A 13,866-nucleotide genomic window follows, 5' to 3' on the forward strand; every position below is an offset into this window, starting at 1 on the left:
TGGCTTATCGCGGAACATGTTATAAAAACGGTTCGCCTGCTAACCAAGAGATTGCCTGTGAATCAGAACAACAAACCCGGTATCGCCGCCATTTTCACCCTGGGCCTGGTGCAGATCCTGTCATGGGGCGGGTCATTCTACCTGATGGCGGTGATGGCGAATCCGATTGCGGCTGAGACAGGCTGGTCACAGCAGTGGATCTACGGCGCGCTCTCGACGGGAATACTGGTGTCAGGCCTGCTGTCACCGCTGGCTGGCAGGATTATCGCCCGTACCGGCGGTCGTCTGTTACTGGCGTTAAGCGGTCTGGTAATGGCGGTGGGGCTGGTGATAATGGCGGTCAGCGACTCGCTGCCGCTGTTTCTGTTTGCCTGGGTGATCATCGGCATCGGTATGGCGATGGGCCTTTATGATGCCCTGTTTGCCACACTCGGCACCTGCTATGGCGGTCAGGCACGTTCAGCGATCACCGGTATTACGCTGATTTCAGGCTTCTGTACCACGCTCGTCTGGCCCGGCACAGCGTTACTGATTCATGGATTTGGCTGGCGGGATGCGTCACTGATTATTGCGGCAATGATGGTGATCTGCGTGCTGCCTGCCTATCTGTTTGCCTTACCGGCGAGCCATGCTAAGCCGCCTGCAAAAAGGGCGGTTAAACAGTCTGCCATGCCGGAGATTGAACCTGCGCTGTTCTGGCTGCTGTGCGCCATTTTTACTCTCGCGTCTGTGATCATGACGGCGATTTCTGTGCAGCTTATCGCGCTGTTGCAGGCGAGTGGCCATACGCTGACGTCGGCGCTGGCGATCAGCGCCGTACTTGGCCCGTGCCAGGTGGGATCCCGACTCGTCGATATCGCCTTTAAACGCAGTCATCCGATCCGCACTACCTTTTTTTCTGTCGGGCTGGTGGCGCTGGGCCTGCTATTACTGGCACTTTTTCCGCAGATGGCGCTGCTGAGCATGGTGCTGTATGGCGCAGGAAATGGCTTACGCGCCATCGTGCGCGGAACTTTACCGCTGGCGATGGTCAAACCAGAGTCTTACGCGATTGTAGTGGGTAAAATGGCCCGCCCGGCATTAATGGGACAGGCACTGACACCGCTGATGGGTGGATATGTGTTTGAAAAGATGGGTGCATCGGCGACGCTGTGGTTGCTTTGCGCTTTAGCAATCTTTAACGTGGTGCTGGTTATGGCGCTAAAGCAGCGATTACCGGCGGCGTCGGTCACCACCGCATGATCGCACTGTTCTCCGTGTTCAGCAGAATAAGGACAAAGAACAGGGTAAGCACCTTGTGCTATCAGGCCTCAGCCTTTGGTGAATACGTGCCTTGTCACCGTGGGCTTGCTTCAAAAAAGCAACAGTGTTTGTTATATTTATTGCTCATTGATTGTTCACTTATGCGGCAATAAAACAATAAGATGCACCGCAACTCAGGATAAAGAAATGCTTGATTACCGCTTCCCGACAGCTTTGCAAATGGTTCTGAGCGTAGCGATGGCGGAGCAAATGGGTAAACGCTCTACCAGCGCGATTCTGGCCTACGGGCTTGAAGCGAATCCCAGTTTCATTCGAAAATTAATGGTCCCGCTGACCCGTGACGGCATTATCGTCTCTACGCTGGGCCGAACCGGTTCGATTCATCTGGGCCGTCCTGCGGCGGAAATCACCCTGCGGGATATCTATGTCTCAGTGATTGAAGACAAAAAAATCTGGGCTGCGCGCCCTGACGTCGCGCCGCGCTGTCTGGTCAGTGCCAACCTCTGCTGGTACTTTAAGTCGATAGCCGATGAAGCCGAGCAGGCGTCGCTGGATGTGCTGGCAAAACGCACCGTGGCAGACGCACTGAACGAACTGAAGAAACGCGATACCAGCAACTGCACCGCCGTGCCGGAACCTGAACCCGAAGAGAGTGAAGAACTCTGCAAAAAAGGCCGCTGATTAGCGGCTTTTTTTATGCCTGCTGAACGTCCATTTCTGAGCCACTTCTTTCCCAAACCTGCAACACAGGCCTTCTCTCCGTAAATTCCATCTTGACCTCTTACCGTATCGTAATAAAATGACTTCACTGGGTGAAGTCGCGAAGGTCAGGATGAACACCGTTGTCAGGGACTTACGGAAAAAACAGCGTGAAACGTTGGAGCAGGTTTTTCAAATGCCGCCGCCGTCCGGACTGAAATGGCAGGCAGTTGAGTCATTATCAGGGCTCTGGGTGGTGAGATTAAAGAAGGCAGTGGTTCACGGGTGCGTTTTCTTCTCAGAGGAAGAATAGCGCGTTTTCACCGGCCGCATCCTTCGCCAGACACCGACAGAGGGGCTGTTATTAATCTGCGTGAATGGCTGGAAAGTATTGGAGTCGATCCTTATGAATAATCGTTCAAATTCATCAATCACCGTCGCCGGGCAACCCGCCGTGATCACCTATGTTCCTGAACTCCACATGTTCCGTGGGCGTTTTACTGGCCTGTCAGGCTACTGTGATTTTGTCTCTGACAGCGTACAGGGGCTGTACAAAGAGGGCGAGATTTCGCTGCGCGAATACCTGGAAGATTGTGCAGCCTCCGGCATTAATCCCTATGCTGAGCAGGAAAAAATTAAGACCTTTACGCTGCGCTATCCTGAATCGATGGGAGAGCGCCTGTCTCAGGCTGCCGCGCAAAATGAAACCTCGCTGAATGCGTTTATCATTGAAACGCTGAATGAAAGATTGAAGCGGCGCTAATCAACATGTTGCCAGTCACAGACAAAAAAAGGGGCGATCATCCGATCGCCCCTTTTAATGTTGAGTGTTTACGCCGTCACGGTTTCGGCATCACCTGACCGGCGCGTCACCAGCTTGCGCAGGGCGACGTAGAACACCGGCGTCAGGAACAGACCGAAGAGTGTCACGCCGAGCATGCCAGAGAAGACGGTAATCCCGGTCACGCCGCGCACTTCTGCACCCGCACCTTCACCCAGAATCAGCGGGATCGTACCGGCGATAAAGGCGATTGAGGTCATCACAATCGGACGCAGACGCAGGCGACACGCTTCCAGCGCCGCTTCGATAATCCCTTTGCCCTGAATCTCCAGCTCACGCGCAAACTCCACGATAAGAATCGCGTTCTTACAGGCGAGGCCCATCAGCACCACCAGTCCGACCTGCACGAAGACGTTGTTGTCACCGCCGGTCAGCCAGACGCCAAACAGCGCAGAGAGCATCGTCATCGGCACAATCAGGATTACTGCCAGCGGCAGCGTCCAGCTCTCATACAGCGCCGCCAGCACCAGGAACGCCAGCAGGACGGCCATCGGGAAGACAATCAGCGCGGTATTACCCTGGGTTGACTGCTGATAACTCAGGTCGGTCCACTCGATGTTCATGCCGTTCGGCAACAGCTGGCCGGACATCGCTTCCAGCTGACTCATCGCCTGCGCCGAAGAGAGCACGCGTGGATCGGCATCGCCAATTAAATCCGCCGCAGGATAGCCGTTATAGCGGATCACCGGATCGGGGCCGTAGGTGGTGGTGATGTTAACCATGCTGCCAATCGGCACCATCTCACCGCGGTCGTTGCGGGTACGCAGGTTCGCAATATCTTCGACGCTGTCGCGGAACTCCCCATCCGCCTGCGCCATGACGCGCCAGGTGCGCCCAAAGCGGTTAAAGTCATTCACGTATGACGAGCCGAGATAGGTCTGCAGCGTGCTGAACAGTGCGGTCAGCGACACGCCCTGAGCTTTGGCTTTATCCCGGTCAACCTGCACATCAAGCTGTGGAACATTGGCCTGATAGGAGGAGATAGGGAAGTGCATCCCTGGCGTCTGCATGATGCTGCCCGACAGCGTATTAATTGCCGTTTGCAACGCGCCATAGCCCAGACCGGCACGGTCCTGCACATAGAGCGAATAGCCAGAGCCCTGACCCAGTCCCAGAATCGGCGGCGGCATAATCGAGAAGCCAAAGCCCTGCTGGATCTGCGCGATTTTTGCATTAATCTCCGCGTTGATCTCTGCCGCCGTATGTTTGCGCTCATTAAACGGCTTCAGACCAAAGAACACCGTGCCGCTGTTCGGGGTGTTGGTGAACTGCAGCGCATTCAGGCCGGGGAAGGCCACCGCATAGGCGACGCCTTCGGTCTGCATACCGATTTCGCTCATCTTACGAATCACTTCATCGGTGCGGGCCAGTGAGGAGCCTTCCGGCATCTTCACGCCGCCAATCAGATAGAGCTTATCCTGGGTTGGGATAAAGCCACCCGGCACGGTGTGGAACATAAAACCAGCACCGGCCAGCAACAGGATATAGACGCCAAATACCGCACCACGGCGACGCAGCGTGCGGCCAACCAGCGATTCATAACCGTGCGCACTACGCTGGAAGAAGCGGTTAAACGGACGGAACAGCCAGCCGAACAGGGCATCAATGATTCGCGTCAGCCGATCTTTCGGCGCATCATGTCCTTTCAGCAGCATCGCCGCCAGCGCGGGCGAGAGCGTCAGCGAGTTAATCGCCGAGATCACCGTGGAGATCGCGATAGTGGTGGCGAACTGCTTATAAAACTGCCCGGTCACGCCAGAGAGAAACGCCATCGGCACAAACACCGCGCACAGCACCAGCGCGATGGCGATGATCGGCCCGGAGACCTCGCGCATTGCCTGATGGGCGGCGGCGCGCGGAGACAGTCCCATCTCAATGTTACGTTCGACGTTCTCCACCACCACAATGGCGTCATCCACCACGATACCGATCGCCAGTACCAGCCCGAACAGGCTCAGGGTGTTCAGCGAAAAGCCGAGCAGATAGAGCACGCTAAAGGTACCGACCACCGAAACCGGCACCGCCAGCAGCGGAATAATCGAGGCGCGCCAGGTCTGCAGGAACAGAATCACCACCAGTACCACCAGGATTACCGCTTCCAGCAGGGTCTGCACTACCGCTTTAATCGAGTCGCGGACAAACACCGTTGGATCGTAAGGTGCAGCCCATTTGACATCGTTGGGGAAGCGGGTTGCCAGCTCATCCATTTTGGCGCGAACCGCATTGGAGAGATCGATAGCGTTAGCGCCCGGAGCCTGGAAGATGCCGATACCGACCGCATCTTTGTTATTGAGCTGCGAGCGCAGGGCATAGCTGCCTGATCCCATCTCAATCCGCGCCACATCGCGCAGCCGCACCAGCGAACCATCTTCTGAGGTTTTCAGGATAATATCGCCAAACTGCTGCTCGCTCTCCAGTCGTCCCTGGGTGTTGATCGACAGCAGGAAGTCACTCTGCTTTTTCAGAGGCTCCGCGCCCAGCTGACCGGCAGAGACCTGCACGTTCTGCTCCTGCATCGCCGTCACTACGTCAGCGGCCGTCAGGCCACGCGCCGCAACTTTACTGGGATCAAGCCAGACGCGCATCGCATATTCGCCTGCGCCAAAAATCTGGATCTGACCGACACCCGGCAGGCGCGCCAGCTCATCTTTGACCTTGAGCGTGGCGTAGTTACGCAGGTAGAGCGAATCGTAGGTATTGTTCGGTGAAAACATGTGCACGACCAGCGTCAGCGTCGGCGACATCTTCTGGGTTGTCACGCCCAGCCGACGCACATCTTCCGGCAGACGGGCTTCCGCCTGTGCCACGCGGTTCTGCACCTGTACCTGTGCCTGATCGGGATCGGTGCCCGGACGGAAAGTAACGGTTGTCACCAGCACGCCGTCCGAACCGGCCACTGACTTCATGTACATCATGTTTTCGACGCCGTTGATCGCCTCTTCCAGCGGCGTTGCCACGGAATCCGCGATCACTTTCGGGTTAGCGCCAGGATACTCGGCGCGCACCTGCACGCTGGGTGGCACGACGTCGGGGTACTCACTGATTGGCAGCAGCGGAATGGCAATCATGCCGGTGACAAAAATCAGGATCGACAGCACCGCAGCAAAAATAGGCCGGTCGATAAAAAAGCGGGAAAAGTCCATAGCGGCCTCGAATTATTGAGCGGTTGCCGCACGCATGGCGACCTGCTGAGCTGTGACCGGCATGCCGGGCATAAAGACTTTTTGCAGACCGGCGATGATCACCTTGTCACCGGATTGCAGACCCGATTTAACGATACGCAGGCCATCTGCCATTGCGCCGGGCTGAATATCGCGCCGCTGCGCTTTACCTTCACCATCCACCACGTAGACATATTTGCGATCCTGGTCGGTCAATACCGCTTTATCATCGATTAGCACCGCCTCAAACTGTGCGCTGCCGGGCAGACGTACGCGGGCAAACAGGCCAGGCGTAAACTGCCGCTGTTGATTGTCGAGCAGGGCGCGCATACGAATGGTGCCGGTACTGGCGGTCAGCTGGTTATCCAGAAAATCAATTTTGCCCTGGTGCGGGAAACCCTGTTCGCCGACCAGCGCAATCTCAACCGGCAGCGCATGGCGCTGCTGGCCCTGACGCGCCATCGCCTGATAGTTCAGGAAGGTGTTCTCATCGACATCGAAATAGACATACATCTGCTGCTGCGACACCAGCGTAGTCAGCACACTGGCGCTGTCGCCGGCGGTCACCAGGTTACCGGCGGTGATCATCGCCCGGCTGGCACGGCCATCAATCGGTGCGGTGACGCGGGTAAAGTCGAGGTTCAGCTGCGCCATATCGACCGCAGCTTCAGCGGCCAGCACATCGGCCTGCGCCTGACTGGCGGCTGAGCGACGCTGTTCCCATGTCTCGCGGGAAATCGCCTGGGTGCCGATCAGCTTCTCGCTGCGACCTGATTCGCTGCGGGCCAGACTGGCCTGACTGCGCGCCCGCGCCAGTTCCGCTTTGGCCTGCTCCAGCGCTGCGCGGTAGCTGCGGTCATCGATGGTAAACAGCACCTGACCTTTTCTGACCTCATCGCCTTCACGATAGTTAACGGCGTCGATATAACCCGAGACGCGCGGCCGCAGCTGTACGCTCTGCACCGCTTCAACCCGGCCATTGAAATTGTCCCACTGGCTGACCGGCTTGATCAGCACCGGCGCGGCACTCACTTCAGGCGGTGGTGGCGGGGCGTTTTGCGCCACACCTTTATCGCAGCCGCTCAGTTGCGTGATGAGCAGTACCATCCCTAAGAGGGTTAAACCCTGACGAACCCGGTTCGTAATCATTGTTGTTATTCCGCGATAGATATAAAAGACGACCTGCAGGCCAATATTTGCAACTTTTAATATTGCAATTAATCGCAGGGAGTGTAGGCTTGCGTCGCGGGCAACTGCAAGAATAACAGATACACTTTATGTGCGGTTTGGGGCAGAGCGATGAAAGCCTGACCAGTTGCGCTAAAACCCTATAAACAGTGCGGCATTTAATGTACTAATAAAACTTGCATTAAATGGCATAGTCAGCCACCCTTAAGTGTAACTGCAACTGATACTAATACTTTTCGCCATGGCGACAGGAGAGACTGGAATGATGAGTGATGCTTTTATTCACGATTTAATCGACTGGATTGATAACAACATCGAAGCACGTCTGGATCTGGATACCGTTTCAGAGCGCGCGGGCTACTCCAAATGGCACCTGCAGCGCATGTTTAAAGAGCACACCGGTTATCCACTGGGTGAATACATCCGGGTTAAGAAGCTGAAGAAATCAGCCGATCGTCTGACCAGCACCGATGAACCGATTCTCAATGTGGCGATCTCGTTAGGTTTCGACTCCCAGCAGTCCTTTAACCGCAGCTTCAAACGTCAGTATGGTGTCGCGCCGGGTGCATGGCGTCGTCACAGCGGGGAATCGCACGCCGCATAACCTCGCCAGGGCCAGCTTGTCTGGCCCGCGCTTTTCTCAGCGCACAAAACTGGTATTATCTGCGTCCTGTTGTCTCGGATGCCATCATGTCAAAAAAACTCTGGATTGGACTTTTCCTTGTCCTCGCGGCCTGTTTCTACGGCCTTAAACCTTATCTGAACACTGTTTCAGCCCCTTCTCAGGCAGATATCGCCACCCTGACTGACGCCCATACCGTGGCGCGCTGGGTGCTGCAGCACCAGCAATTACCGGACTACTACCTCACTAAAAGTGATGCGCGTAAGCGTGGCTGGAATCCGGCCACAGGTAATCTGTGCGAGGTACTGCCGGGCAGAGCTATCGGCGGCGATCGCTTTACCAACCGTGAAAAGCGGCTTCCCGCGCGTGCGGGCCGTCAGTGGTATGAAGCGGATGTGAATTATCGCTGCGGTCACCGCGACGCCGACCGCCTGGTATACTCCTCTGACGGGCTGGTGTTCCTCTCCACCGACCACTACCGCAGCTTCAGACAGGTGCCCTGATTATGCTTAACCTGACCTTCGACCTGCGTCAGCTCACCACGCGTGCGGCCTTTTATCAGCAGTTTGCTGAGCAGAGCGGCTGCCCGCAGCGCTTCGGCCATAATCTGGATGCGTTATGGGACTGGCTGACGGGCGGCATGGCGCTGCCTGCTACGGTCTGGCTGCAGCACTATGCTGCGCATGAAGCGGATTTAGCGCCGGTGCTGGCGCTGCTGGAAGAGGCGACGCAGTCGCTGGAGGGCGAACTGCGCCTGATTATCGATTAAGTGCGCAGGGGCTTAAGAAGAGCAATCAGCGCTTCACGGGCCGCCACCGGCAGGTCGCCGCCGCCGGTATAACCATTGTTTTCAATAATCACCTGATTCAGCCCCACCAGCCAGTCGTAAATATAGTAGGCGGTGTGGTTGGCCGGAGCAGCAGAGAGTTTGGTCAGGCGCTGACCGGCACTGAAGCTGACGCTGGGTGCCGGAGGACGGGAGAAAATTGCCTGACCCCGGTTAACCCGGCTGGCCGGACGTTCGGATTCAGGACGCTGTAAAAAGCCGAGCCAGGCCACAAAATCCCCCAGCACTGTCATCGCCCGCGTCACCTGACGATCGGCGCGTGATTCATAGCTGACGCTCTGCGTATCCGGCTCATGCAACGCCTGCTGCAGTTTCTGCGCGATATCGGTGCGGAAACCGGCCGTAATCAGCTCTTCAACCAGCCACTCCATCGTCGCCTTGTCGACGTTAAGTAATGCCAGCAGGCTGCGATTTTCCGGCAACTGGCGCAGATGATCCAGCCACAGTAGCAGCACCTGACGCGGATACTGCTGAGCGCTCTGCAGACTCTGACGCGGCTGAACCGGCGCTTCCGCCGGACTTTCGCTGAACAGATCAAATTCAAACCCGATGCCAAACTGATTTTCCGGTGCCTGAATTGTGGCCAGTTTGCTGCCTGGCTGGGCCGACTGATTGAGCCAGAGCTGGCGCAGTGCTTCACGCGGCGGCTGCAGGCGCTCGAGCAGCTCGCCATGCAGACCGGTGCGATGCTGCAAACACTTCAGCAGCGTGTCGGCGATATTCTGTTTGCGTGCCGCCTGCTCCGGGCTGGCCCCCGCTTCGGTCCAGGGCAGCAGACGTCGCTCCACCACGGTGTGCTGGATCTGCGCCAGCTGAGCCAGCAACATGTCGCGGCGCGCTTCCGGCTGCATTTCGTCCAGCAACCAGCTCGCCATGCGATCGACGCCTGCGCGATCCAGTGCCAGCATCGACCCCCAGTGCTGACCGGGCTGTCCCATCTGACGCTGAACGGCTTCATCGACATTGACCTGCTGATGACGGGCATCGAAAGGAGTAATCGCCCAGATCAGACGCGGTTTCTCTGCAGATTCCTGGGCAGGCTGGTGGCGCTGCCATTCACGCAGCGTTTCGCTGGCGAGGTCAGCATCCTGACGCTGGCTGGCGGCAGTGCAGACCAGCAACAGATCAATCGCCTGCCGCGCAGCATAGAAGCCAGGCAGCAGGGCGCGTTTCTGTTCCAGCAGCAGTGCTCGCAGCGGATCCTGCTGCTGCAGGCGCTGACGATCTTCCTGCGTTGCCGCATCACTGGACTGACCCGGCGCGGGCAGCTCCAGCATATCGGCATCATCATAAAGCGCGGTTCGCGGTGTGGAACTCAGCGGGACCAGTACCTCCAGCGTCAGCAGCGCCAGTAGCCCCAGCGGCACGTTCTGCGCCTTGCCGATGCGGTTACCGTTCATCGGGCAGACTTCTACTGACTGCTGTTGATCCTGCTCACTGGCGGGCACAATCAGCTGCTCGGCAGGCAGCAGTGACGCATCGGTCAGCAGGCTCAGCGGCGCGAGTACCCGGCTGCTGTTACGCAGTTGGTGACGCAGATGCAGCAGGGTACGCAGCATCTCATTCAGGGCTGGCTGAGCAGGCCACAGCAGTGAAAAGAGCTGCACCCGGTCGTCAACGCTGAGCCAGGGCGCCAGCTCAACGGCCTGTGGCCAGAAATGGCGATCCAGCCGTGCATCGTGGTGCGGGCGACGGCGGCACCAGGACCAGAGTGTGACCAGCGCGTCGCCTTCCAGACCGGCCAGCGGCGTGGTGAGACGATGACGCTGCAGGCGCTGCAGGGTGCTGTCGATTTGCGCGGTGTCGGGCGTGGACGTTCTGGCACAGGCGACCATCAGCCGCACCAGTTCCGCTTCGCTCAGCAGCGTCAGTTCAACCGGCCATTCGCCTGACAGCGGTTCGCGCTGATGGCTGAAGCGAGTGGCGGTCGCAAAATCGAGGTTGCCGGGATTGATATGCTGAAACCAGCTCAGCTGTTTATCACCCATGCGGGTGACTAACTGGCCCTGTGCATCGGCCACCATTTCGTTCAGCAGCCAGGCTTTACCTGCCTGCGACTGGCCAAACAGCGCCAGCGTGACCGGACGCGCCACCTGCTGCGCCAGCGCCTGAGTCTGCACGCGCGCCTGGCGCAGTTGCAGCGTCAGGGTTTCGGCTTCCAGCGCCAGACGCGGCGACTGCTCACGTGTGGTCTCAATCCAGTTCAGGCTGTTATTCAGGGCGTCCTGCAACAGGCTAAGACGTTTTGCCAGCGTTTGTGGCTGACGGGGTTTTAACGCTTTCATCGTTTACACACGCTCCCGCTGTCAATCCAGTATTGCGCATTGGCATTGCCGGTCGCCGACAGGGTATTCAGCTTCAGACTTAACTGCTCCAGCGGCACGCGGGTGCCATCGTCCAGGCGCGCATCGCTCAGCACCAGACTTTCCGGGCCGGCGGCGTCGGGACCGGCTTTGACGGCCAGACGAATACGCAGCACGCTCTCACCGGCTACTTTACGCGCCAGCGTGGCGTCGTTCAGCGTCAGGCTGTAAAGCGGCGAGGCGGGCCAGCGTTCATTATCCAGCTGACGGAAACCGAGACAGACGTTGCCGCGAATACGGAAACTGCTTTTTTTATCCAGCGCATAGCCAGGATCGTCGAGGTCAATTTCGCTGTAGCAGAGGTTCTCGTCCGTCAGCGCCTGATTTTCATCGAGCATACCCAGGTAGCGAATGGTCGAATAGGGTTCAAAATCCCCGGCGCGGAACCAGAAGCTGCTGAGACGCAGATCCAGCGCCAGCAGGCAGAGCATCGCGCCGACTGCTGCAGTAGATTTCGGGTTGTCGATGCGGCCATGTTTGTTAAACGGATACCAGTCGCTGGTGTGATAGCCTTCCAGCGACAGAATACGGCTGCCCGGCAGCGGTTGCAGATGACGGACCAGCGCCTGAATGCCCGGGAAGCGCGACGGACGACCGGTCAGCAGCAGTACGTCACACTGATAGAGCGACACCACTTCACACATGGAGCGCAGCGCCGGAATAATCGCCATGCGGTGCTGCATAAACTCACCATGCAGCAGCGACAGGCTCACCACCAGAGGCACCTGCAGCAGGTCAAAGCGGCTGTTACCGCCCAGTTCGCGCTGAATTTCGCCGTTAACAAACGCCAGCACCGCCTCGCCCGGTGGCTGCTCGACCAGCTCGCCAAACAGCGCATTGATCTCCGCATGGCTCTCCAGCGGATCCCAGTTTTCGTAACGCTCAAGCACCGCCTGCGCCAGTGGAATAAACAGCTGTAAGGTAACCTGCTGACGCAGTGTCGCCTGACCGTCCATGCGGCTGTCGTGACCAAACAGCTTGTTCATCAGCGGTTCCGCCAGGGTCAGGCCCGCTTTCTGCAGATGCTGCTGCAGCGCCGGTAAAATCCATAGCTGAATCACATCCAGCAGGATGTCGTCGCCCGCCACTTTAAAGCCTTCGCGGAACAGCAGACGCGGCGTGATTTTGACGTTGTTGCCCTGACCATCATCCAGACGATACTGGGTGATGGCGAGGTCGGTGGTGCCGCCGCCGATATCTATTGAGGCGATACGCAGGCTTTTGCCTGGCAGTTCGTCGGCCTCGCGCGGGCGATCAGGACGGGCCATGCTGCTGAAAAAGTCTTCGGCGCGACCAGCAAAGTTGACCTGGGTTTCGTTAAACAGCCAGACCATCTGACCACAGGTCGCTTCATCCCACTCCATCTGCACATCCGGCAGCGGTTTCGGGTTCTGACGCGGCAGAGAAGGTGACAGGTCATCGTCGTCCGCCAGCCAGCCCTCGGCTTTCCAGACCAGCGCCAGCGCTTCCTGCATCCGGCGGCGGAAAATTTCGCGCTCCGGCTTCGGCATCGCTGACGGCAGCGTCAGGATCACATGGCGCAGCTGACGCGGCGCGTGGCTCTGCGGCATACGCTGACGCTGTGCTGCACTGTTCATCTGCATCAGCGCCTGTGCCAGCAGCTCACACAGCATAAAGGTCATCAGCGAACTGCGGCTATAGTGCGGTGAAAAGACCGGCAGACGATCGTCGGGTGCCAGTGAGGAAAGCGGCTGGCCTTCGTCGTTGAGCAGGGTGGTAAAGGGTGCGGCATAAGCCAGGGGTTCAGCCTGATCGCCAGGGGTGTTAAAACGCCAGCCTGGCTGATAGCGGGCTTCATCCCACAGGTAACGACGTGGACTGGAGAGGCCGGTGCTGCCTTCCAGACCCACACGCTGTAGCGCCAGACGGCTTGCTTCGCGTCCCACGCGCGTCAGGGAAGGCCACATAAAGGCCTGCTCACGACCGCTCTCCAGCGAGAAGCTGGCTTTGCCGAAACGCGCCTCAGCAAACTCCAGACGGCTGTCAAACAGCTCGTTATACACCTGATGCGGCTGCGAGAGATCGCGCAGCTGCAGCTCATAGGTCTGCTTCAGGCCGTTGCTCTCTTCCGGGTGATCTTCCACCAGAATGCCGCAGGTATGAGAATTGCCGACATCCAGAATGATATCGACGTTGACCGCCGGGGTCTGTAGCGTGGCGGCCTGGATATGGATCTCACTGAGGTCGAGCTGCTCGCCCATCAGTTCCAGCAGATTGAGGTAGTGCGCCTGATACTCAAACTCGCGCAGGGCCTGATTAATTGCCTGTTCGCGGCGATCGGAAACACGGTCGGTAAAGGATTCTCGCAGCCAGCCGTCAACCCAGGTCAGGTCAAGAAAATCGCCCAGCTCGTAGTTGTGCCAGGCCAGCGCAAAGGTCACGCCGTTCTGCGCATCGGCAGCGCTAAGGCCGAGCTGTTCGCCGCCATCCTGTTCCGCTACACAGCGGGTATCAAAGGCCAGGGTAACGCGATGGGTATTGCCTGCCGCATCGGGCGCGGGCAGGGCCACCAGACGCATCCGCGCCCAGTTTTCCGGGCCGCCGATAAAACGACGGCCGCTGGCGCAGCGCAGCATCGGCAGCGGCAGCCAGCAGGCTGACAGCAGTGTGAGTGAGTCTGCCAGGGCGATATCCGACTCCGGTCGCACCACTTCAGCAGCGCCCCCATCTTCCGGGTAGAGCATGAATTTACCGCTGTTGCCATCGACGTTCAGGCGCAGCAGCGGGCCGTTAGCGGTCTGGCGCACAAACTGACGGCGTGCCTGGGTAGCTGAGAGTTGCAGGCCAAAATCCAGAAACTGCACACCGCTGTTTTCAATCAGCGAAATTTTTTGTTTGTCATCGATCAGGGGAGCCAGCAT

Annotated in this window: 10 protein-coding genes and 1 pseudogene; 7 read left to right on the forward strand and 4 right to left on the reverse strand. The window is 58.2% G+C overall.

The genetic code is table 11. The annotated features are described in order from the left end of the window. Window positions 1-57: 57 nt before the first annotated feature. The 4 genes and pseudogenes from N1689_RS05060 to N1689_RS05075 all read left to right on the forward strand — a co-directional run bounded on the left by N1689_RS05060 (window position 58) and on the right by N1689_RS05075 (window position 2,725). Window positions 58-1,242 carry an MFS transporter gene (locus tag N1689_RS05060; RefSeq protein ID WP_260058148.1) on the forward strand — a complete coding sequence of 395 codons (1,185 nt, stop codon included), beginning with the start codon at window positions 58-60 and terminating at the stop codon, window positions 1,240-1,242. Between the two features lie 207 nt (window positions 1,243-1,449). After that, window positions 1,450-1,944 (forward strand): Rrf2 family transcriptional regulator, encoded by a 495-nt coding sequence (locus tag N1689_RS05065; RefSeq protein WP_161732429.1) that lies wholly within the window; start codon window positions 1,450-1,452, stop codon window positions 1,942-1,944. A 151-nt stretch (window positions 1,945-2,095) separates the two neighbouring features. Then, window positions 2,096-2,376, forward strand: a pseudogene (locus N1689_RS05070) (type II toxin-antitoxin system HicA family toxin). Beyond that, complete coding sequence (locus tag N1689_RS05075; RefSeq protein WP_161732427.1) at window positions 2,369-2,725, forward strand: type II toxin-antitoxin system HicB family antitoxin; 357 nt, start codon at window positions 2,369-2,371, stop codon at window positions 2,723-2,725. Before N1689_RS05070 ends, N1689_RS05075 begins: the two are co-directional and overlap by 8 nt. Window positions 2,726-2,793: 68 nt before the next feature. Here N1689_RS05075 and oqxB read toward each other — a convergent pair whose 3' ends face one another. Together oqxB and N1689_RS05085 are read right to left on the reverse strand one after the other, a co-directional pair. Beyond that, on the reverse strand, window positions 2,794-5,946 hold the full coding sequence (oqxB, locus tag N1689_RS05080) for a multidrug efflux RND transporter permease subunit OqxB (RefSeq protein ID WP_222924066.1): 3,153 nt from the start codon (window positions 5,944-5,946) through the stop codon (window positions 2,794-2,796). Window positions 5,947-5,958: 12 nt separating this feature from the next. Further along, window positions 5,959-7,113 (reverse strand): efflux RND transporter periplasmic adaptor subunit, encoded by a 1,155-nt coding sequence (locus N1689_RS05085; RefSeq protein WP_222924065.1) that lies wholly within the window; start codon window positions 7,111-7,113, stop codon window positions 5,959-5,961. A gap of 301 nt (window positions 7,114-7,414) precedes the next feature. Between N1689_RS05085 and N1689_RS05090 the strand changes: the two genes are divergently transcribed. The 3 genes from N1689_RS05090 (at window position 7,415) to N1689_RS05100 (ending at window position 8,543) form a co-directional block, all read left to right on the forward strand. Continuing rightward, window positions 7,415-7,756 (forward strand): helix-turn-helix domain-containing protein, encoded by a 342-nt coding sequence (locus N1689_RS05090; RefSeq protein WP_013357796.1) that lies wholly within the window; start codon window positions 7,415-7,417, stop codon window positions 7,754-7,756. An 86-nt stretch (window positions 7,757-7,842) separates the two neighbouring features. Beyond that, a complete protein-coding gene (locus N1689_RS05095) occupies window positions 7,843-8,277 on the forward strand; it encodes a ribonuclease domain-containing protein (RefSeq protein ID WP_161732421.1) in 435 nt (144 codons plus the stop codon). A gap of 2 nt (window positions 8,278-8,279) precedes the next feature. Next, entirely contained in the window at window positions 8,280-8,543 is a 264-nt protein-coding gene (locus N1689_RS05100; protein ID WP_161732419.1) for a barstar family protein, read from the forward strand. On the opposite strand, the gene N1689_RS05105 is transcribed toward N1689_RS05100, so the two are convergent. Both N1689_RS05105 and N1689_RS05110 read right to left on the reverse strand, forming a co-directional pair. After that, window positions 8,540-10,906, reverse strand: coding sequence for a virulence factor SrfC family protein (locus tag N1689_RS05105; RefSeq protein WP_260058149.1), 2,367 nt, complete (start codon window positions 10,904-10,906; stop codon window positions 8,540-8,542). The genes N1689_RS05100 and N1689_RS05105 overlap by 4 nt on opposite strands. Continuing rightward, entirely contained in the window at window positions 10,903-13,866 is a 2,964-nt protein-coding gene (locus N1689_RS05110) for a virulence factor SrfB (RefSeq protein WP_222924063.1), read from the reverse strand. Before N1689_RS05110 ends, N1689_RS05105 begins: the two co-directional genes overlap by 4 nt.

Origin of the sequence: Pantoea sp. XY16, assembly GCF_025153065.1 — a bacterium.
Taxonomy (GTDB): Bacteria; Pseudomonadota; Gammaproteobacteria; order Enterobacterales; family Enterobacteriaceae; genus Pantoea; species Pantoea alfalfae.

Coding starts and splice junctions, on each gene's coding strand:
- N1689_RS05095 (WP_161732421.1), top strand. CDS start 7,843: ATGTCAAAAAAACTCTGGATTGGACTTTTCCTTGTCCTCGCGGCCTGT.
- N1689_RS05100 (WP_161732419.1), top strand. CDS start 8,280: ATGCTTAACCTGACCTTCGACCTGCGTCAGCTCACCACGCGTGCGGCC.
- N1689_RS05105 (WP_260058149.1), bottom strand. CDS start 10,906: ATGAAAGCGTTAAAACCCCGTCAGCCACAAACGCTGGCAAAACGTCTT.
- oqxB (WP_222924066.1), bottom strand. CDS start 5,946: ATGGACTTTTCCCGCTTTTTTATCGACCGGCCTATTTTTGCTGCGGTG.
- N1689_RS05065 (WP_161732429.1), top strand. CDS start 1,450: ATGCTTGATTACCGCTTCCCGACAGCTTTGCAAATGGTTCTGAGCGTA.
- N1689_RS05110 (WP_222924063.1), bottom strand. CDS start 13,866: ATGCTGGCTCCCCTGATCGATGACAAACAAAAAATTTCGCTGATTGAA.
- N1689_RS05085 (WP_222924065.1), bottom strand. CDS start 7,113: ATGATTACGAACCGGGTTCGTCAGGGTTTAACCCTCTTAGGGATGGTA.
- N1689_RS05090 (WP_013357796.1), top strand. CDS start 7,415: ATGATGAGTGATGCTTTTATTCACGATTTAATCGACTGGATTGATAAC.
- N1689_RS05075 (WP_161732427.1), top strand. CDS start 2,369: ATGAATAATCGTTCAAATTCATCAATCACCGTCGCCGGGCAACCCGCC.